Annotated in this window: 23 protein-coding genes and 1 pseudogene; 15 read left to right on the plus strand and 9 right to left on the minus strand. The window is 61.9% G+C overall.

Annotated features, from left to right (window positions below; genetic code table 11):
• Positions 1 to 265: pseudogene (locus tag ACGVKB_RS03395) on the plus strand (transglutaminase family protein); the annotation flags it as partial.
• Here the strand turns inward: ACGVKB_RS03395 and ACGVKB_RS03400 are convergent.
• The 3 genes from ACGVKB_RS03400 to ACGVKB_RS03410 all read right to left on the minus strand — a co-directional run bounded on the left by ACGVKB_RS03400 (position 253) and on the right by ACGVKB_RS03410 (position 2,478).
• Positions 253 to 744: a redox protein gene (locus tag ACGVKB_RS03400; RefSeq protein WP_392349873.1), complete on the minus strand. Its 492-nt coding sequence runs from the start codon at positions 742 to 744 to the stop codon at positions 253 to 255. The pseudogene ACGVKB_RS03395 and the gene ACGVKB_RS03400 overlap by 13 nt on opposite strands.
• Positions 745 to 826: 82 nt before the next feature.
• Positions 827 to 1,870 carry a GTP 3',8-cyclase MoaA gene (locus tag ACGVKB_RS03405; RefSeq protein ID WP_392349874.1) on the minus strand — a complete coding sequence of 348 codons (1,044 nt, stop codon included), beginning with the start codon at positions 1,868 to 1,870 and terminating at the stop codon, positions 827 to 829.
• The gene (locus tag ACGVKB_RS03410; RefSeq protein ID WP_392349875.1) at positions 1,867 to 2,478 is read right to left on the minus strand and encodes a molybdenum cofactor guanylyltransferase; all 612 of its coding nucleotides are present in this window, start codon (positions 2,476 to 2,478) and stop codon (positions 1,867 to 1,869) included. The genes ACGVKB_RS03405 and ACGVKB_RS03410 overlap by 4 nt, the downstream gene beginning before the upstream one ends.
• 248 nt (positions 2,479 to 2,726) lie before the next feature.
• Here ACGVKB_RS03410 and ACGVKB_RS03415 point away from each other — a divergent pair, with 248 nt between their 5' ends.
• Both ACGVKB_RS03415 and ACGVKB_RS03420 read left to right on the plus strand, forming a co-directional pair.
• Complete coding sequence (locus ACGVKB_RS03415; protein WP_392349876.1) at positions 2,727 to 4,268, plus strand: NarK family nitrate/nitrite MFS transporter; 1,542 nt, start codon at positions 2,727 to 2,729, stop codon at positions 4,266 to 4,268.
• An 83-nt stretch (positions 4,269 to 4,351) separates the two neighbouring features.
• A complete protein-coding gene (locus ACGVKB_RS03420; protein ID WP_392349877.1) occupies positions 4,352 to 6,583 on the plus strand; it encodes a nitrate reductase in 2,232 nt (743 codons plus the stop codon).
• On the opposite strand, the gene ACGVKB_RS03425 is transcribed toward ACGVKB_RS03420, so the two are convergent.
• Entirely contained in the window at positions 6,564 to 7,037 is a 474-nt protein-coding gene (locus tag ACGVKB_RS03425; protein ID WP_392349878.1) for a nitrate reductase associated protein, read from the minus strand. The genes ACGVKB_RS03420 and ACGVKB_RS03425 overlap by 20 nt on opposite strands.
• 85 nt (positions 7,038 to 7,122) lie before the next feature.
• On the opposite strand from ACGVKB_RS03425, the gene ACGVKB_RS03430 reads away from it, so the two are divergent.
• From ACGVKB_RS03430 to ACGVKB_RS03450, 5 genes are read left to right on the plus strand one after another with little or no spacing between them, the layout of a single operon-like run.
• Positions 7,123 to 7,314, plus strand: coding sequence for a hypothetical protein (locus ACGVKB_RS03430; RefSeq protein ID WP_392349879.1), 192 nt, complete (start codon positions 7,123 to 7,125; stop codon positions 7,312 to 7,314).
• Positions 7,315 to 7,337: 23 nt separating this feature from the next.
• On the plus strand, positions 7,338 to 7,637 hold the full coding sequence (locus ACGVKB_RS03435) for a hypothetical protein (protein WP_392349880.1): 300 nt from the start codon (positions 7,338 to 7,340) through the stop codon (positions 7,635 to 7,637).
• A 26-nt stretch (positions 7,638 to 7,663) separates the two neighbouring features.
• Positions 7,664 to 8,365, plus strand: coding sequence for a carbonic anhydrase (locus tag ACGVKB_RS03440; protein WP_392349881.1), 702 nt, complete (start codon positions 7,664 to 7,666; stop codon positions 8,363 to 8,365).
• Positions 8,366 to 8,367: 2 nt separating this feature from the next.
• Positions 8,368 to 8,844: a cyclic pyranopterin monophosphate synthase MoaC gene (gene moaC / locus ACGVKB_RS03445; protein ID WP_392349882.1), complete on the plus strand. Its 477-nt coding sequence runs from the start codon at positions 8,368 to 8,370 to the stop codon at positions 8,842 to 8,844.
• Positions 8,828 to 10,078, plus strand: a complete 1,251-nt coding sequence (locus ACGVKB_RS03450; RefSeq protein WP_392349883.1) for a molybdopterin molybdotransferase MoeA — start codon at positions 8,828 to 8,830, stop codon at positions 10,076 to 10,078. Before moaC ends, ACGVKB_RS03450 begins: the two co-directional genes overlap by 17 nt.
• Before the next feature lie 15 nt (positions 10,079 to 10,093).
• On the opposite strand, the gene ACGVKB_RS03455 is transcribed toward ACGVKB_RS03450, so the two are convergent.
• Complete coding sequence (locus ACGVKB_RS03455) at positions 10,094 to 10,891, minus strand: hypothetical protein (protein WP_392349884.1); 798 nt, start codon at positions 10,889 to 10,891, stop codon at positions 10,094 to 10,096.
• 65 nt (positions 10,892 to 10,956) lie between these two features.
• On the opposite strand from ACGVKB_RS03455, the gene ACGVKB_RS03460 reads away from it, so the two are divergent.
• Positions 10,957 to 11,823 (plus strand): NAD-dependent epimerase/dehydratase family protein, encoded by an 867-nt coding sequence (locus ACGVKB_RS03460; RefSeq protein WP_392349885.1) that lies wholly within the window; start codon positions 10,957 to 10,959, stop codon positions 11,821 to 11,823.
• Here ACGVKB_RS03460 and ACGVKB_RS03465 read toward each other — a convergent pair.
• Together ACGVKB_RS03465 and ACGVKB_RS03470 are read right to left on the minus strand one after the other, a co-directional pair.
• A complete protein-coding gene (locus ACGVKB_RS03465) occupies positions 11,787 to 12,251 on the minus strand; it encodes a molybdenum cofactor biosynthesis protein MoaE (protein WP_392349886.1) in 465 nt (154 codons plus the stop codon). The genes ACGVKB_RS03460 and ACGVKB_RS03465 overlap by 37 nt on opposite strands.
• Positions 12,244 to 12,471 carry a MoaD/ThiS family protein gene (locus ACGVKB_RS03470; RefSeq protein WP_392349887.1) on the minus strand — a complete coding sequence of 76 codons (228 nt, stop codon included), beginning with the start codon at positions 12,469 to 12,471 and terminating at the stop codon, positions 12,244 to 12,246. The genes ACGVKB_RS03465 and ACGVKB_RS03470 overlap by 8 nt, the downstream gene beginning before the upstream one ends.
• Before the next feature lie 53 nt (positions 12,472 to 12,524).
• Here ACGVKB_RS03470 and moaB point away from each other — a divergent pair, with 53 nt between their 5' ends.
• On the plus strand, positions 12,525 to 13,028 hold the full coding sequence (moaB, locus tag ACGVKB_RS03475) for a molybdenum cofactor biosynthesis protein B (RefSeq protein WP_392349888.1): 504 nt from the start codon (positions 12,525 to 12,527) through the stop codon (positions 13,026 to 13,028).
• A gap of 18 nt (positions 13,029 to 13,046) precedes the next feature.
• On the opposite strand, the gene cobA is transcribed toward moaB, so the two are convergent.
• On the minus strand, positions 13,047 to 13,832 hold the full coding sequence (gene cobA / locus ACGVKB_RS03480) for a uroporphyrinogen-III C-methyltransferase (RefSeq protein WP_392349889.1): 786 nt from the start codon (positions 13,830 to 13,832) through the stop codon (positions 13,047 to 13,049).
• A complete protein-coding gene (locus ACGVKB_RS03485; RefSeq protein WP_392349890.1) occupies positions 13,829 to 14,491 on the minus strand; it encodes a CbiX/SirB N-terminal domain-containing protein in 663 nt (220 codons plus the stop codon). Before ACGVKB_RS03485 ends, cobA begins: the two co-directional genes overlap by 4 nt.
• Before the next feature lie 27 nt (positions 14,492 to 14,518).
• Here ACGVKB_RS03485 and ACGVKB_RS03490 point away from each other — a divergent pair, with 27 nt between their 5' ends.
• The 5 genes from ACGVKB_RS03490 (at position 14,519) to ACGVKB_RS03510 (ending at position 18,413) form a co-directional block, all read left to right on the plus strand.
• A complete protein-coding gene (locus ACGVKB_RS03490; protein ID WP_392349891.1) occupies positions 14,519 to 14,731 on the plus strand; it encodes a hypothetical protein in 213 nt (70 codons plus the stop codon).
• 255 nt (positions 14,732 to 14,986) lie between these two features.
• Positions 14,987 to 16,528: a ferredoxin--nitrite reductase gene (locus ACGVKB_RS03495; protein ID WP_392349892.1), complete on the plus strand. Its 1,542-nt coding sequence runs from the start codon at positions 14,987 to 14,989 to the stop codon at positions 16,526 to 16,528.
• 96 nt (positions 16,529 to 16,624) lie between these two features.
• Positions 16,625 to 16,759, plus strand: a complete 135-nt coding sequence (locus tag ACGVKB_RS03500) for a ferredoxin--nitrite reductase (protein WP_392349893.1) — start codon at positions 16,625 to 16,627, stop codon at positions 16,757 to 16,759.
• Between the two features lie 33 nt (positions 16,760 to 16,792).
• The gene (locus ACGVKB_RS03505; protein WP_392349894.1) at positions 16,793 to 17,680 is read left to right on the plus strand and encodes a formate/nitrite transporter family protein; all 888 of its coding nucleotides are present in this window, start codon (positions 16,793 to 16,795) and stop codon (positions 17,678 to 17,680) included.
• Between the two features lie 7 nt (positions 17,681 to 17,687).
• Positions 17,688 to 18,413: a HEAT repeat domain-containing protein gene (locus tag ACGVKB_RS03510; RefSeq protein WP_392349895.1), complete on the plus strand. Its 726-nt coding sequence runs from the start codon at positions 17,688 to 17,690 to the stop codon at positions 18,411 to 18,413.
• The last annotated feature ends 42 nt before the right edge of the window (positions 18,414 to 18,455 follow it).

Consider the following 18,455-nt stretch of genomic DNA (forward strand, 5'->3'; position numbering starts at 1 on the left):
CCCGAAGGACTACGACCTGCATGCCTGGGCGGAGGTCTACCTGCCCGGGGCGGGCTGGCGCGGCTTTGATCCCAGTGCCGGCATGGAAATCAACGAGCACTATGTGGTGCTGGCCACCTCCTCCAAGCCGGAACTCACCGCAGCCGTGAGCGGCAGCTTCAGCGGTCCCCCCGGAACAGCCAGTGAACTGAACTGGAAGATTCAGATCACTGAGGAAGCCTCCGGAACGGAAACCTGCTCACGCAACCTGGTTCAGGCCGCCTGAAGCAAAGGTTCCACACCGTGCAACTGGGGCTTCCGAGCAGAGCGATGGGTGGCCGCCATCAAGGCCGGGATCTCGGCGCTGTTGTAGACGCGAAATTCCTGCACCAGAGAAGCGCCTTCCTCACGAACCGCCTGGTTCAAAACGACGGAACCATCGGGATCGGAGATCGAGCGATGGAAGGTGCCGGGGGGAATACGCAGGATGTCACCACCGCTTTCGAGCCGAACAATGTGAAACGGCTGTTCCCAGGCCAAATTCACCAAAAAGAACGTCCGGCCGCCACTGGCCGCCAACAGATTGTCCTCCTGATGCGGATGCAAATAGAACTGCCAAGCTCCGCTGTCGACCGCGTCGGGCGGACTGACCGCTGGTCCGCTGTGAATGACCAGATCCCTGGCATTGGACGTCGCCACGGTGACGTCGAAAAAGCGCACGGATGGGGTGTCCCGAAATCGTTGAAAAGGAAGCAGTTCGAACATCACCCGTGGGCCTGATCCAGGCCCGATTGCTGGCCCGGTTGTACCGGGGTTTCCCCGGACAAACGGTGGCGTCGGCAACGGTTCAACCGCCTAAATACGCCATTTCGGCATGGGGTCGGTCCGGTGGCGTTTCAGCGCGCTGTTCGCTGTAGCGATCGTGGCGATCGTGCCAAAGGGCAACCAGACGCTGCCGAAGCCGATGCTCATCCTGCAAATGGGGTCGTAAATCCACTCCAGTTGCAGCGAACAAACAGGTGAAGGCCTGCCCATCGGCGGTGACGCGAAGGCGATTGCAATCCCCGCAGAACGGCTCACTGATTGAAGCGATCACAGCGACGGCTCCATGGCCATCGCTAAATCGCCAGCGTCGGGCCGTTCCTCCGATCCCCCGGCCCAGAGCCTCGAGCGGCCAATGGGCATGGATGCGCTGGATCATCTCGGCCGCCGGCACAACCTGCTCTGGACCCCAGCCGTTGCGATTGCCGACATCCATATATTCGATCAGCCGCAATTCCACCCGCCGCTGTCGCGCCAGCTCCACCAGAGGAAGGAGCTGATCATCGTTGACGCCTCGCTGGATCACGGCGTTGAGCTTCAAAGCACCCGATCGAGGATCAAACCCTGCGGCCCGGGCCGCCTCCAACCCTGCCAACACCTGTTGAACGAGTCGTGTGCCGGCCTCAGCCCCGCCGCGCAGGCCGGCCATCCGGGCCGCCAACGGCCCGTCCACGGCATCGAGGCTGATCGTGATCCGATCAAGGCCAGCAGCCCACAGGGCACTGGCCCGTGCTTCGGTCAACAGCACACCATTGGTGGTCAGGGCAATGTCGCGCAATCCCTGCAACGGGTGAGCGGGTGTGGCACGTCCTTCGGTCACACGCTGCAGAAGGGGCAGCAAACGACGGCTCAGCAACGGTTCACCACCGGTCAACCGCAGGGTGTGGATGCCAAGGCCACAACCGACACGAATCAGCCGGACCTGCTGCTCAAGGGTCAGCAGGTCCGGAGGGTCAGCGTCATCGGGGCAGCAATAAGGACACGCCAAATTGCAACGCCCCGTCAATGACAGCCGTAGGACCCCAAGGGGTCGCCCATGCCGGTCAGCAGGCAATGGCGCAATGCTCATGGTTCCAACGCTGACAGATCTCGAGGACGGTTGACGTTCAGCAGTGCATCCGCCGGCATCCGCACCCGCTGATATGGGACGTGCTCCATCCAGGCCAGCCAACGGCGCTCGCCGGAGTCCAGACAACACCGCAATGCCGTTTGAAAGGGCTGCCCAGACGGAATGATCGCCAGCAACGGTTGGAGACGCATGCCGTCATCGGCCACCGCCATCGCATGGGGCTGCTCCATCCAGGCCGCCACAAGCCTCTGAAGAATCGGTGCCGTCAACTGGGGCATGTCGACCGGACAGACCAGCAAAGGCTCGCCATCACGCTCAGACAGGACCTTGGACAACGCCATCAGTGGCCCCTCCCAAGGCTCCGGCTCCAGCACCAGATCGACATTGCTCCAACCAGACAACAGCGCAACGTGGCTGGCATGCCGGGTCAGCACCATCACCGGCAGACCCGCTTGCTGCAGGACACCCACCAGCGCCGTCAACCAGACGCCACCGCTGGGATGCGGCATCAGGGCCTTGTCCTGCCCCATGCGTCGACTCATGCCTCCGGAGAGCACCAAGGCCCGAAGGGACTGAGGCCACAAGCGATCGCCTGACATCAAATCCATCAATCAGCGCATCAAATTGCGGTAACAAGCACTACCAAGCAAAGCGTGAGAATTTTTTCTGATCACATCCATCAGTCTGCTTAATGCTCAGCGAGGCACACATTTTCATTGTTTAGTAACAGAAATGACCAACCAGCACGGCGTGAACCTGTTGAGTAGCTGGGCGAGGCGGCCTCACTTTTTGACCGCCCAGACTCACCCCCGGCGAAGCTGACTTTTGAACCCCGGGGCGCTCACTCACCCTAGAAATGCTTGGCGATCTCTGGTCGTTCCAAGGGAGATATCGGACCCTTCATCTCACTTGGATCGCTTTTTTCCTCACCTTTGTTGTCTGGTTCAACCTCGCTCCCTTAGCGACCACCGTCAAAGCCGATCTGGGCCTTGATATCGGCCAGATCCGCACAGTGGCCATTTGCAACGTGGCCCTGACCATTCCTGCACGCGTGCTGATCGGCATGCTGCTGGACAAATTTGGGCCGCGGATCACCTACTCCTCGATTCTGGTCTTTTCGGCCATCCCCTGCCTGCTGTTTGCATCAGCACAAGACTTCAACCAATTGGTGGTGGCCCGTCTGCTGCTGTCCATCGTTGGCGCCGGCTTTGTCATCGGCATCCGCATGGTGGCCGAATGGTTCCCTCCGAAGGAAATCGGCCTTGCTGAAGGAATTTATGGCGGCTGGGGCAACTTCGGTTCCGCCTTTTCCGCCCTCACGATGGTGGCCCTCGCCGGCTTCCTCTCCTTCTCCGGTGGTTTTGAGCTGCCCACGGGCGCCATCCTCAATTGGCGTGGTGCCATTGCCCTGACGGGAATCATCTCCGCCGTCTACGGCGTCTTCTACTTCTTCAACGTCACCGATACCCCTCCAGGCAAGACCTACCAGCGCCCCGCCAAGACGGCCGGCCTGGAAGTCACCTCGATGCGCGACTTCTGGGGTCTGCTGGGCATGAATGTGCCCTTCGCCGCGATTCTCTGCGTTCTCTGCTGGCGCCTCTCCAAGGTGGGCTTCCTCACCGCTGCCACCTATCCCGTGGCCCTCGGTGCCGTCGCCGTCTGGTTTGCGTTCCAGACCTGGGGAATCATCCGCACCAACCGCGAGCTGATCCTCGGCAACAAGGTCTATCCGAAAGAAGACCGCTACGAGTTCCGCCAAGTGGCGATCCTCGAGCTCACCTACATCGTGAACTTCGGCTCTGAACTGGCCGTGGTTTCGATGCTGCCCACCTTCTTTGAAACCACCTTCGATTTGCCGAAGGCCACCGCCGGAATCCTGGCGTCCTGTTTCGCCTTCGTGAACCTGGTGGCTCGCCCCGCCGGCGGTCTGATCTCCGACAAAGTCGGCAGTCGCAAAAACACCATGGGCTTCCTCACCGCCGGACTCGGCGTGGGTTACCTGGTGATGAGCATGATCAAGCCCGGCACCTTCTCCGGTTCCACTGGAATTTTCGTGGCCGTGGTGATCACGATGCTGGCGTCCTTCTTCGTTCAGTCCGGTGAAGGCGCCACCTTCGCGCTGGTGCCCCTGGTCAAACGTCGCGTCACCGGTCAGGTGGCCGGTCTGGTCGGTGCCTACGGCAACGTCGGTGCTGTGACTTACCTGACCATCTTCAGCCTGCTGCCGATGTGGATGGGCGGCGGCGGCGAACCCACCCCCGAGGTGATCGCGGCCTCCAACAGCGCCTTCTTCCAGATCCTGGGCGTCGCCGGTCTGATCGTGGCCTTCTTCTGCTTCTTCTTCCTCAAGGAGCCCAAGGGCTCCTTCGCGGAACTGCACGAAGGCGAAACCGCCTGAGATCTCCTCAGACCATGCGTGTCCGCACGCAGCTCATCCCGGGGCTTCGGCCCCGGGCTTTTGTTCTTTCCAGTGCTCTCTGAATGACCGACGCCCCCCGCAGCGTGCACAGCCAGTGCCCCTACTGCGGGGTGGGCTGCGGCCTGGAACTGATGCCACCGGCCGTGAAAGGCCAGGCGGTGCGACGGGATGCAGAAGGCAATCCGATGTGGACGGCCCGCGGCGATCGCAGCCATCCCTCCAGCCTGGGGCAGGTCTGCATCAAAGGGGCCACCGTCGGTGAAACCCTCGCCCGCGGACGTCTACGCGAGCCCCTGTTTCGCACCACTCTCGAGGAGCCCTTCCAACCCATCAGCTGGGATGCTGCGCTGGAACGGATCACCAGCCAGATCCAGGCCAGCGTGGCCCGACGCGGCCATGCCGATGGCATCGCCATGTATGGCTCCGGCCAATTCCACACCGAGGACTATTACCTCGCCCAAAAACTGCTCAAGGGTGCCCTGGGCACCAACAACTTCGACGCCAACTCACGGCTCTGCATGAGCTCGGCCGTGGCGGGATACACCCGCAGCCTGGGGTCCGATGGACCACCCAGCTGCTACGAGGATCTCGACCATTGCAGCGTGGCGTTCCTGATCGGCACCAACACCGCTGAGTGCCATCCGGTGTTGTTCCAGCGCCTGCTGAAACGCAAGAAGCGGAACCCGGGCAGCGTCACGATCGTGGTGGTGGACCCCCGCCGCACCGACACCGCCAAAGCGGCGGACATCCACTTACCGATTGCTCCCGGCAGTGATCTGGCTCTGCTCCACGGCATCGCCCACCTCGTCCTGCGGGAGAACGGCCAGGACCCGGCCTTCATCGACGATCACACCGAGAATTACGACGCTTTTTTCGACGTCGCGGCCCGCTGGACCCCCAGGCGGGTCGCCCGTTTCTGCAACATCCCTGAGAAGCGACTTCGGGACGTTGCTCAGCTGTTCCATCGGCGCGAGCGCGTGCTCAGTCTCTGGTCGATGGGAGTGAACCAACGCCGAGAAGGCACAGCTGTGGTGCAAGGCGTGATCAATCTGCACCTGCTCACGGGCCAGATCGGCAAGGAAGGGACGGGTCCCTTTTCCCTCACGGGGCAGCCCAATGCCATGGGAGGACGCGAGGCCGGAGGCCTCGCCCATCTGCTGCCGGGCTATCGGCTCGTCACCCATGCGCAGCACCGCACCGAGGTTGAACAGGCCTGGAAAATCGAACCTGGACGCATCGCCTCCAAACCGGGCCTGGCCGCTTGGCAACAGGTCGAAGCGATGGAACGAGGCGAGCTTGATCTCTGGTGGGTGGCAGCCACCAACCCCTTGGTGAGCATGCCGGATCTCGATCGCGTCAAAGCAGCGATGGGCAACTGCCCGCTGGTGGTGGTGAGTGAGGCCTACGCCGATTCAGAGACATCCCACTACGCCCACCTGCTGCTGCCAGCCGCCCAGTGGAGTGAGAAAGCCGGCGCCATGACCAACTCCGAACGGCGTGTCACCTATTGCCCTGCCTATCGACGGCCCTTCGGCGAAAGCCGGCCGGACTGGGCGGTCTTTGCCGAGGTCGGCCGCCGCTTGGGCTACAGCGAACAGTTCAACTTCGATTCAGCCGCGGAGGTTTACGCCGAATTCACTGCTCTCACCCAAGGCCGCCTCTGTGATGTCAGCGGCCTCAGCCATGCCCTCCTGGACGACGAGGGTCCGCAGCAATGGCCGTACCCAATCGGGTCCCAGCCAAGCCAAACCGCAAAACGTCTCTACGGCGATCACCACTTCGCCACCCCCAGTGGCCGTGCCCGCTTCGGGACGGACCAGCCCCTCGGACTGGCGGAACCGCCCTGCGACACCTATCCACTGGTGCTCACGGTGGGCCGCTACCTCGGGCAATGGCACACGATGACCCGCACCGGGAAGGTGGAACGGCTGCAAAACATGCATCCAGAACCCCTGCTGGAGATCCACCCAACCGACGCCCAGGAGCTCAAACTCCGCCACGGAGAACTCGCGGCGATCAGCTCACGGCGTGGGCACCTCACCGCCAAGGTGAACGTGACCGACAGAATCCGACGTGGGTCTGTGTTCCTGCCCATGCACTGGGGTTTCACCCAGGACAAGGCCTGTGAAGCCAACACCCTGATGCACGATCAGGCCTGTCCCATCTCCAAGCAGCCGGAACTCAAAGCCTGCGCAGTGATCGTGGCCCCGGCTGTGTCCGTGGTGAAGCCAGCGGAACAGGAAAAGGGACGCCTTGAGGCTCTCCGGCGCCTGCTCACCCCAGCACTTCGTTGAACGCCGCCTCCAGGTTGTGATGGTCGTGCCCGGGGCGGACCAACTTGCAAAAGGCAAAACGCTCGAGCTCATTCATCGCGGCCCAGCGCTCTGGGGTGAGCGACACATCGCTCTGAAGCGCCGCCGTGGCAATCGATGGCGGCACAGCATCCTGCTGCTGCCATGGCTCCTCAACCGCCGCTGAACAATCAGCGGCCAGACCATCCGCCATCTCCGCCGTGCAGCGGCGGAGATGGTCTCGGAGCAGCGCCAACGCCGCAGCATCATCAGCCCAATCAACGAGCTCCTGGCGCTGCACCGGCGTGAGGGCCAACCAGTGATTGAGCTTCAACTTCAAGCCGATGAGGTCAAGCTTGCGACGCACACAGAGGGGGATACATCGCCAACCTCCGATGAAATCCTGCTCAAAAGCAAAACAATGACGCGCCGGATCGAATTGACGATGACGGTCCATCTGATCACGCCTCGGTCCAGAACAGAACCAGTCTGGATCTTGGTGTTCTAGGCAACAACTAAAACAACCTCCACAGAAGACATTGGTGGCAACGAATCAAGACATCGTGCGCTTCGCTCTGTCTCTGGGAATGCTGCTGGGGCTGTCACATGGCTGGGTGGTTTCTGAAAGCCGCGCTTCAGAGAACACCGACGGCATTGGTTTCGTAAAAACTGTTAAATCAGCGACAGGATTCAACCCATTCGGTAGCGATTCACACCAATCGTTTCCATACTGATTGTCGATTCATCGGCATCAGTCGTGTCCCATAGCGTTTCTACGACCGCCCGCAGCCCGGTCACCATCGCCGCCGGCTTCCTCGGCGCATTCGTCGTCGGATCCCTGGCTGTTCAACTGATCAACAGTCAGACCACACACCATCAGGCACCCAACACAGGGGTCGAGCCGGTGATTGCCGGCCAGGCCGCCATGTGGTCCGCCCTCGGCGATCGTGATCTGTCGACCCGCATCACCACGGCGGCAGCTGAAGCCCCGCGGGCCAACGTCGAACCCGTCGTCGGCTCCGAGGCAACGCTTTGGTCAGCCCTGGGCGACCGTTAACGCCTCACCCCCAACACAGCGCACCCGTGTTCAACCGTCGTTCGTTTCTGCTCAGTTGCGGACTGACGGCCACGGGGCTGCTCGGTAGCAAAGCGGCGGCGGCGGAGCTTGATCTTCGAGCCTGCCGGCCAGCGGATCCGCTCACAGCCTTGCAGCAGGGCAATGCTCGTTTTGCTGCGGCCTGGCAAGCCAGCAATGCCGCCACCGCCGAAGAGCGCAGCCATGCGATGGCCGGACTGTGGCAAGACAACTGCTACGTGCCCTCAAGCGCACTCCGGACCGGGCAAGCACCGTGGGCATCGATTCTGTGTTGCGCGGATTCCCGCGTGGCACCGGAGTGGATTTTTGATGCGGTCCCCTCCGATCTCTTCGTGATCCGCAGTGCCGGCAACACCGCCTTCGACGAAGCCATCGCCTCCCTCGAATACGCGGTCAGCGTGCTGCAAACTCCACTGATTCTTGTGATGGGTCACAGCGGTTGTGGAGCGGTGACGGCAGCCCGCAGTGATGCACCGCTCACCCCGCTGCTCGATGCGCTCGTGGAACCCATCCGTGCCCTGCATCAGCCAGGGGACACCCTCGACGCTGCCATCCGCAACAACGCCAGGCACAGCGCCCAACAACTGACGGCACGCAGTGCACTCCTCGCCGAGGCCGCGGCCTCCAATCAGCTGACCATCCGCAGTGCCCATTTCGACATCGGCAGCGGCACCGTCACCATGATCTGACCATGAACAACAACCTCAGCCATCTCAACCAAGCCGGTGAGGTGCACATGGTCGATGTCGGCGACCGCCAGCCCACCCGCCGCGAAGCGCATGCCCAGGGCACCATCACGATGCAGGCCGACACCCTCGATCTGATCCGTCGTGGAGAAACACCCAAAGGGGATCTGCTGGCCACGGCGCGCATTGCTGCCATTCAGGCCGCCAAACGAACCTGGGAGCTGATCCCCTTGTGTCACCCGCTGCCCCTCAGCGGAATGGACGTCAGCATCGCAACCGACGCCGACTTGCCTGGCCTCGTGCTCAGCTGCCGCTGCCGCACCACGGGCCAAACGGGCGTGGAGATGGAAGCGATGACAGCGGTCTCCATCGGCCTTCTCACCCTGTACGACATGCTCAAAGCCGTCGATCCAGGGATGACGATCGGCGCCATCCAGTTGATGCACAAAGACGGAGGCCGCAACGGTGTCTGGACACGCTGAGCCCTACGGGCGCGAAGGCCTGCCTCTCCATGAGGCCCGCGAACAGGTGCTGGCTGCGGTCGAACCGCTGCAGGGTGCCGTCACCCTGCCCCTGGCGAACGCCCTGGGGCGCGTGAGTGCCACGGCGGTTCGCGCAGCGGAGGCGGTGCCCGGCTTCCGGGCCTCGATCATGGATGGCTACGCCCTGGGCCAGAACAGCCAACCCAAGGCCGGTGACACCTGGGTCCTGACCGGTCGCTCCGCCGCAGGCCACCCCTTCAACGGCACCCTGACGGCCGGGGAATCGATTCGAATTCTCACCGGCGCTCCGCTTCCCGAAGGTGCTGGCTGGGTTCTGCCGCAGGAATTGATGCAGGTCGACGGCACACGTCTCACCCTGGTGAAAGAGGCATCTGATCGCCCCTGGATCCGTGCCGAAGATGATGAATGCGGCCGCAATGACCTGCTGCTTGAACCGGGGCAACGCCTGGGGCCGGCGGATCTGGCGCGACTGGCCGGATGTGGCATCGCTGAGCTGTCGGTGCACCGGCAACCCAGGATCGGCTTGCTGATCAGCGGAGATGAACTGGTGGCAGCCGGTAGCCCAAGGCCACCGGGCGCGATCTGGGAAAGCAACGGAACGCTTCTGGACACGATGCTGCGCTCCCTTGGCCAGACCGTGGCCGAACATCGCGTGGTGGCCGACCAGCTGGAAGCCCTGTCCTCAGCCCTGCAAACCCTGGCCGCCACATGCGACGTGGTGGTGAGCACCGGTGGCATTTCCGCCGGCGACAGTGACTGGATCCGTCCCCTGGTCGACGAACTCGGCGAGGTGGCGTTCTGGAAACTCTTTCTGCGACCGGGTCGACCCTTCGCTTTCGGTCGGCTGGGAGAGGGTGTTCCTTTCTTCGGCCTGCCCGGCAATCCGGTCGCCGCGGCCATCACCGGCTTGCAACTGCTCTGGCCGGCGCTGCAGCGGTTGGAGGGGCAGAGTCACCCGGAACTGTTCCCCAGGCTGAAGGTCGTCCTGGCCGATCCTCTGGCCCGACGGCCTGGGCGGCCGGAACTGGCACGGGCCAGGTTGGAGACCAGCGAGGGGGGAACGCCGATGGCCCGGATCGACGGATCCCAGGCCTCCTCAAGGATCGGCTCGCTCCAGCAAGCGGATCTCCTGCTGGAGATTCCGGCTGATGCGGGGAACCTCGACCCCGGCACGCCGCTTTGGGCACAGCTGATCCGCCGCCCTCTGTTCTGAGCCCCAAGGCTGGAATCAGGGATTGGGCGGCTGAAAGCACCGGCGCTCCCAACGGATCAATCGCCCATCGGCATTGAACTGAAGGCTGATCTGCTGAAACCGATCCGGCGCCAGCAATCCCCCGACCTCCAGTTGGAAGGATCCCTCCGGCAACCGTTCCGGAACAGACGCGACCAGTCCATCGGGAAAGACCGCCGAGCAAGCGTGGCGCAGAAACAACTCAGGAGCGAACACGACCGGCTCTGATGCACTGATCCGGCCGTCAACACCGGGGGTTGGCACCAGGCTCTGCCGCGTTCCAGTCCATCCACGCAAGGGGGTCAACAGGGCCTCAGGTGTCCCGCACGTGGGACGGGTCAACTCCGCTGCTGGGGCATGGCGGCAGCGGAAGGCCACAGCACCAACCCGCTGGAGGGACCACGACGTCCCGTCCGGTTCCCAGAGCAGCACCAGCATCGAGCGGGAGCGCCCCTGAAACAGATTGATCTCATGGCCGAAGCGGCTGCCATGGCGGTCCCAAACGAGGCTCGACTGCCCACCGGCACCGGGAAACTGCCAACACCCCCCACCGGCGTTGTAACTGGACCGACTGATCGCATAGGTCGCTGTGCCCCCCGGAGCGAAGAACAGGCCCGAACCGTCCCAAACCCCGTTGTCCGGATCGCTGAAGCTGATCGCGTAGGTGGTGGGGTCGATCACCTGCATCGGCGATGTCAGATCAAGGGCACCGTCCGCATCACGTCCAAACCACGCGGCACGCCCCTCCCACCAGCCTTCGAAATTGAGCCGGTTCAAGCTCCACTGATCCGTCACGACCGCCCCCCCTTCAGCACCCTGATTCCAATCTCCCTAGGGTCAACCAATCTTCCGGCAGGGCCATGGCACTGACGATCGTCGGATGCGGATATGTGGGCATGGCACTGGCCCAACAACTGCACGCGCGACGACCGCAATGGCCCTTGCGCCTGACCACAACACGACAGGAACGGCTCGTCGAGCTCCAGCGCTGGGCCCACGAAGCGGTGCTGTGTGACGCGACGGACCCCGACCAATTGATGGCAGCGCTGAAGGGCAGCCGCGTCGCCGTCCTGAGCCTGGGACCGAAAGGGAATCGTCAAGTCGATGCCGATGGCTACCGCCGCACCTTCGTCGACAGCCTGGCCTGCCTGACGTCGCTGTTGCCACGGTTGCCCGAACTCAGGCAGATCCTCTACACGAGCAGCTGCGCGGTGTACGGCGATGCGAACGACGGCTGGGTGGACGAAACAACGGCACCGAATCCGACCCCGGGCCATGGAGACGTCCTTCTGGAAAGTGAGCAGCTGCTGGCGGGCATCCAGGATCGGCAGGTCTGCATCCTGCGGCTCGGCGCCCTGCATGGACCAGGACGGGTGCTCGATGATCGCCTCAAAGGGCTGGCCGGTTGCGAACGGCCCGGGAACGGGCAGCACTACAGCAACTGGGTGCATGTCGACGATGCCGCTGGAGCGTTGCTCGCCGCCATCGATGGCGGCTGGAGCGGCGTGGTGAATGTGGTCAATGACGAACCGATCCGGCTCCGGGATCTGGTGCACAGAAGCCTGAGCGGGCAGAACCTGGCACCGGTGCAATGGAGCGGTGGTTCAACCCCCCAAGCCTGCAGTCGTCGGATCCGCAACGACCGACTGAAATCACTCCACTACCGGTTGCTCCATCCAACGCTGAACACTCAGAGCGGGGTGTTGCCGGTGAGCCAGGTCCCCTGACCGCCGGACCATTCCCGCTTCCAAAACGGGGCATGGTGCTTCAACTCCTCGAGCAGGGCATGGCAACAGCGTTGGGCCGCGCCCCGACGGTCCGCCTGCACCGCCACCAACACGATGGGCTCTCCGGGGGTCAACCGCCCCACACGATGCAACACCAGCACAGGGCCGGCGGCATGCTCAAGCTGCAAGCGCTGCACCATCTCCATCATCCGGCGCTCGCACAGCCCCGGGGCATGCTCAAGCTCGAGGGCCTGCAACGGTCCACCATCCATGGCCGTGGCGCGCACACGCCCGACGAACAGCGCACACGCCGCGGCATCACCCTGCCAACGACCCAATTCCGACCATGGGTCAAAGGCGCCGTCCCGGATTTCGACCCATCGATCCCCCCGGTCCTGATCCACTGTTTCGACGATCCCGTCAACCACCCGTGAACGGTGGCAGAAAAGCCAGCTCATCACCAGGCTTCAGCAACTGATCGGCACCCACCAGCTCCTGATTCACAGCAACACTGATGCCCTGCATTGAGCCCAGCTCAAGCTGGCTCCAGAGCTGCGCTGCAGAGACGGCATCGGACCCCAGCTGCAGCGTGCGCTCTCCCCAGCCAGCGCGGTCCCGCAACGAGGCAAACAACAGCACCCGAAGCATGGTGGCGACAAGTCTTCGCTGGTTTTAGCATCCCAAACAACAAAGATCCTGTCGTGTCCCTCGCCATCGCTCTGCTGACGATCTCGGACACGCGAACCCTGGCGGACGACGCAAGCGGAGACCAACTCAAAACCAGCCTTGAGGCAGCCGGACATCACCTCGGCGATCGTGTCCTCTGCCCGGATGATCGCTACCGCATCCGTGCCGAGTTAAGCCGTTGGATTGCTGACCCAACGATCGATGTAGTCATCACCAGCGGTGGGACCGGACTCACCGGACGTGACGGCACACCGGAAGCCGTGGCACCCCTGCTCGACAAAACCATCGACGGTTTTGGCGAACTCTTCCGCGTGCTCTCATTTGAAAGCATCGGCACCAGCACGTTGCAGAGCCGCTGCCTCGCAGGTGTCGCCAACGGCACCTTTGTGTTTGTGTTGCCTGGCTCTCTCGATGCCGTCAGCACAGCGTGGGATCGTTTGATCCGAGCACAACTGGATGAACAGACCCGTCCCTGCAACCTGGCCCAGCTGCGCTCTCGGCTGAAGGAACGCAGCTAAACCAACGGTCCACCAGCGTCAAAACGGAATCGGCATCGTCACCGCCGCCGGCATGGGCCGACAGGCCTCCACCTGTTGATCAATCACCTGGCCCACCACAACGATCGACGGCGACTTGAACGCCTCGGCACGGGTCTTGTCGGCCACGTCCACCAGCTGGGCCTTCAAACACCGCTGACCAGCGACGGTGCCCTGCTGAATCACGGCCACCGGTGTCTCTGGGCTCAACCCACCAGCCATGAGCTCCTCGGCGATCCGCGGGAGGTTGTGCAAACCCATGTAGATCACCAAACCATCACTGGCTGCGGCCAGTGACCGCCAATTCACCGAGGGGCGGCGCTTATCGATCTCCTCATGACCGGTGACAAAGGTGACGGAAGAGCCGGCGGCGCGGTGGGTCACGGGGATTCCCGCATAGGCCGGAGCGGCGATCCCGGCGGTCACACCGGGCACGACTTCGACGGGAATCTGGCGTTGGGCCAAATATGCAGCCTCCTCACCACCGCGGCCGAAAAGGAAGGGATCCCCACCTTTCAAGCGGACAACACAGCGATGCTTCTGCGCCATCTCCACCAACACGGCATTCGTGCTGGGTTGAGGAACCGAATGATGGCCCCGACGCTTGCCCACGAACTGGCGCTCACAAGCCGGTGACACCAGATCAAGAACTTCCTTCGGCACGAGGGAGTCGTAGACCAGGGCATCGCAGGTCTGCAGCAGGCGGTGGGCCTTCACCGTGAGCAGCTCGGGGTCCCCTGGGCCAGCACCGACGAGATAAACAGTTCCAGGTTGGTGATCAGTCACGGGAGTGCAGCCAGCAAGTCGATGAAGCCCTGACGAATCAAGGGGTGGTCCAAAAGAGGGGGAACGCCCTCAGCGTCGCGCAGCGCCTCCGTCATGCGATTGGGCGCGAGTGCCAGGGGCACAGGGCGGTGGGTCGGTTGATGCAAGTGATGCTCGGCCCAGCGATCGAACGGAACCAGGGGCAAACCGAGGTTCTGAGACAGGGTGCGGAGAAAACAATCCGCCACGCCCGCACGCAGGGGATGATGCACCAGCACCATCGATGGATCCGATCGGAGCGTGAGCGCGGAGACCACGAGCTCCCACCAGAGGGGCCAAGCTCCCAAAAAAGGAAGCAGGGTGACATCGGCACCCTCAGCTCGCAGCCGTTGACGAATGCGAGGGATGTCCTCCCGGACATGGGTGCCTGGCCAGAGCAACAACGGGATTAACAACAGCGGTTGTTCCGGAGTCGCCGGTGACGCCTCAGCGGTCAGGACCTCAAGCTGGACCGGCGCCTGACGCCTGGCCTGAAGTTGCTCCACAAGGGTGGTCAAACCCACTGGCACCACACCGCCGGAACGGCCATGCACCACCAGACGCAACGCAAAGGACGCGCCAACCGAACTGCGGTTCCGTAGCAATGGCCACGGATCAATGCCCACGTCGGCTGATGTCATCAGGTTGTTGTCCCCGTGATCGCAGTCATGCCTGCTCGACGTTTTGCCGATCGTGCCCCATTGAACAGTCGGTCCTATCGAGAGCCCTACCGGGAGCCGGTTCAACGGTCGCGGTACCGCCGGGACGAGCCCCGCATCCAGAGCGAACTCGATCGAGACTTCGCTGCCATGAAGCGGGTCTGGCAAATGATCCGAGCAGGCGCCGTGCGCATGGTTGGCGAGGTTGGGCGCCAATACTGACCTTCAGCAAGCTGCCTTTTACGGCTCAGCGAGAACCCCTCGATGTAGCCAAAGCAACAAAACCGCAACGGCACTGATCAATCAGCCCGTGCCAACAAAAGTGTTCGTTTTGTTACCGACGTTGTCACGAGTGGCCGCGTAAAAAACCTCATCTCGGCGCACATTTTCTTTTTGAAGCGCTGCCTGCTCGCAGGCCATCTCGACGATCACCTCTCCTGATTTGAGTGATTTGTCTTTCCTATCTGACCGAAGATCATGACCATCAGCTCTCCATCCAGGCCATACCTGGACGGTAAAAAGCTCAACAAGATCGAACAGAACAAAGCAGATAAAGATGGCCTTCTGGTTGGCAGCGAAATCGAGCGTTTCGCAGAGCTCGGCTGGGAACAGGTCGACGAAACCGATCTTCAGCTCAGACTGAAGTGGTACGGCATGTTTTGGCGTCCCAAAACGCCGGGCAAATTCATGCTGCGCCTCCGGGTTCCCAACGGTGTGCTGTCTGCACAGCAGGTCCGGGTCGTGGCTTCGATTGTTGAGCGGTATGGAGAAAATGGCAGCTGTGATATCACCACCCGACAGAACCTCCAATTGCGGGGTGTTCTGCTCGGCGATCTACCCGAAATCCTGAAGCGTCTCAAGGAAGCTGGATTGAGCACGATTCAGTCCGGTTTCGATAATCCCCGCAATGTCACCGGTAATCCATTGGCCGGGATCGACCCCAAGGAGATTGTCGACACCCGTCCCTACACCACAGAACTTCAGAACCTTCTGACCAAGAACTGTGAGGGGAATCCCGAATATTCCAACCTTCCACGCAAATGGAATACGGCTGTCGCAGGTGCCAAGGACAACTTCCTTCTGCATAACGACATCGTGTTCCACCCGGTTGAACACAACGGAGAGATGGGCTTCGGCGTGTGGATCGGCGGCATCCTGTCATCACAGATGAATGCCTACGCCATTCCCTTGAATGTCTGGGTGAAGCCCGATGAGATCGGCCGAATGACCGATGCCGTCATTCGTCTCTGGCGGGATAACGGTGAACGGGACAAGCGTCCGAAAGGTCGCTTCCGTCTCTATCTCGATCAGGTTGGCCTCGAGACATTCCGCGGCCAAGTTGAAGAACTCTTCGGCCCGCTCACACCCGATCCTGGTTCGGTGTTCAACGAAACACCCAGGTCTCACTACGGCATCCATCCCCAGAAACAAGAGGGACTCTCCTTCGCAGGTCTGCACATTCCCGTTGGCCGGCTCAGCGCTCAAGATCTCCAGGATCTAGCGACGGCAAGCCTGAATTACGGAAGCGGTGAAATTCGCCTCACCGAAGATCAGAACGTGATCGTTGTTGGTCTCGGCGACGACAAACTCGCCGCGTTCCAGGCCGATCCTCTGCTTCAGCGCTTCCCGCTGGAGCCCGGTGCCATCGCAGCAGGAACCGTGTCCTGCACGGGGAACACCTACTGCGGCTTTGCCTTGACCAACACCAAGGACCAAGCCCTCGAAGCCGCCCGTGAGCTCGATGCTGAATTGAATCTCCCTGAGGAGATCAAAGTCCACTGGACCGGATGCCCCAACACCTGCGGGCAGGCCTACATGGGGGCCATCGGACTCACCGGCACCAAGGCCAAAAACAGCGAAGGCGTCATGGGTGAGGGCTACACACTCACGCTGGGTGGATCCCAGGGCCCCAACCCAACCGTTGGCGAAATCCATCGCAAGGCCATTCCTGCTGAGGAGATCAAATCAGTCCTCAAAGAGGTTCTGATCGAGCAATTCGGGGCAACCCCCAAGGCCTGAATCCGTCCATCCAACCCGGTGATTCGGTCGTGGCGCTTCTTTTTGAAGCCACGGATCCGTCCTACTGGGTGTTCGCACCCCCACTCACTCATCACCATGGCCAACCGCAACGACTTTTTCTCGCGTTTCGTCAACTGGCTCAGCACCAGTGGTCAGGACGGAGCCGTGACCAACCGTCAGGGAGGCAGTCCCGATTTGTTCTCCCGCCTGATGAATCGCATCAGCGGCTAAGTCAACGCGCCACCGAAACGACTCACATCATCAATGGATTACGTCCTTCCCAATGAGCTCGTCGACGGCATGATTGCCGCCGGCGGCAAGAAAGCCACCGTCAGCGTCAAAAACCTGCTGATTCGCGGGTTTTACTCAGGGGCCATCCTCGGCCTGGCTGTGATCCTGGCCCTGACCGTTGGCATTCTCACCAAGCTGCCCTTCGTCGGTTCGCTGCTCTTCCCCTTCGGTTTCGCCAGCATCGTGCTGTTCGGCATGGAGCTCGTCACCGGCAACTTCGCTCTGCTGCCCATGGCCACCTGGGCTGGCAAGAGCACCTGGGGCGCCACATTCCGGAACTGGGCCTGGGTCTGGCTCGGCAACTTCATCGGCACCGCCGTTGTCGCTTTGATCATGGCGATCAGCCTGACGAGCGGAACCATGGATGGAGCCGCCGACAACGTTGGTCCTCCGATCTGGGACGCCGTTGCCCAAAAAATCATCGCCCTCAACCAGATCAACGTTGAGAAGAAGTACGAAGCCCTCGGAAGTCTTGGCTTCTTCCTTGCCTTCCTGCGTGGTCTCGTCGCCAACTGGCTGGTCTGTCTCGGCGTCACCATGGCCCTGGTGAGCAAGAGCGTTCCTGGAAAACTGCTGGCCTGCTGGCTGCCCATTACCGCGTTCCAATCGATGGGCATGGAGCACATCGTTGTGAATCAGTTCCTGCACACGGCCGGTCCGATCCTCGGCTCCGGTGTTCCCTTCACCAAGGTGATCTTCTGGAACTTCCTGCCCGTCACCCTTGGCAACATCGTGGGCGGCATGGTGTTCATCGGCATGCTCTTCTACAGCACCCACCGCACTCCCATGGACAACGTGCTTCCCACCGAGCACGATGACAAGCTGGAACGCGAACTGGCCGCTGAGCTGGGTGCACGCTGACCGAATGATGACTGTCGACGAGACCGTCCTTTGGGACAGGCTCGCGCAATCAAGACGGGCTCCCTTGGAGCCCTCCTGGCTGGGGGAGGTTTACTCTCCCAGCCTTTCTATTGATCTGCGACGAGCACTTTGCGAAAAACTCGGGATGCTCGCCGAAACGGGATGGCCGGTGATTCATCACCTGCTCACAACCCATGGTCTGCAAGAGGAACTGATTCTCTCAGCCGGCTTGTGTCACCAGATTGAGGCCCGCGATTGGCTCCTGAATCAGCTGACATCCAGCGAGATCAATGATGGGCAAAGTCTTGCTTTGGCACAGGCCCTGTCCTGCTGGGGTGCAGACGTTCCCGAGGAGGTTGTGATCCGCTGCCTGGAGCATCCAGCTCAACAAAATCGACTCGCTGGACTGCAGTTGCTCACCTTCCGTGCCCACACGTTGACGGACGCAACCTTGCTCAACCTTTGCGAAGGCGTCCTGCATGATTTCCGTGCACCGGTCGTGATTGCAGCCATTCGACTGCTGCAACGCCGCGATGGAACCGCGATTGCCGAACGGCTGATGGAGCTGTGCAGCAACAGCGCTGACGCCATTGCCGAAGCCTCCTTTCGTGCCCTCGGGTGCATCGCTACACCAGCCAGCCAACGCTGCCTGCTGGAGTTAAGTCAATCGCTCGAGAACGACGGACGGCGGGCCATGGCCAACGAACAACTCAGCCAACAATTCCGCCGTTGAGACATCAAAAAAGCCTGGCCATATGGCCAGGCTGATGAAATT

Origin of the sequence: Parasynechococcus sp., assembly GCF_042954325.1 — a bacterium.
GTDB lineage: Bacteria > Cyanobacteriota > Cyanobacteriia > PCC-6307 > Cyanobiaceae > Parasynechococcus.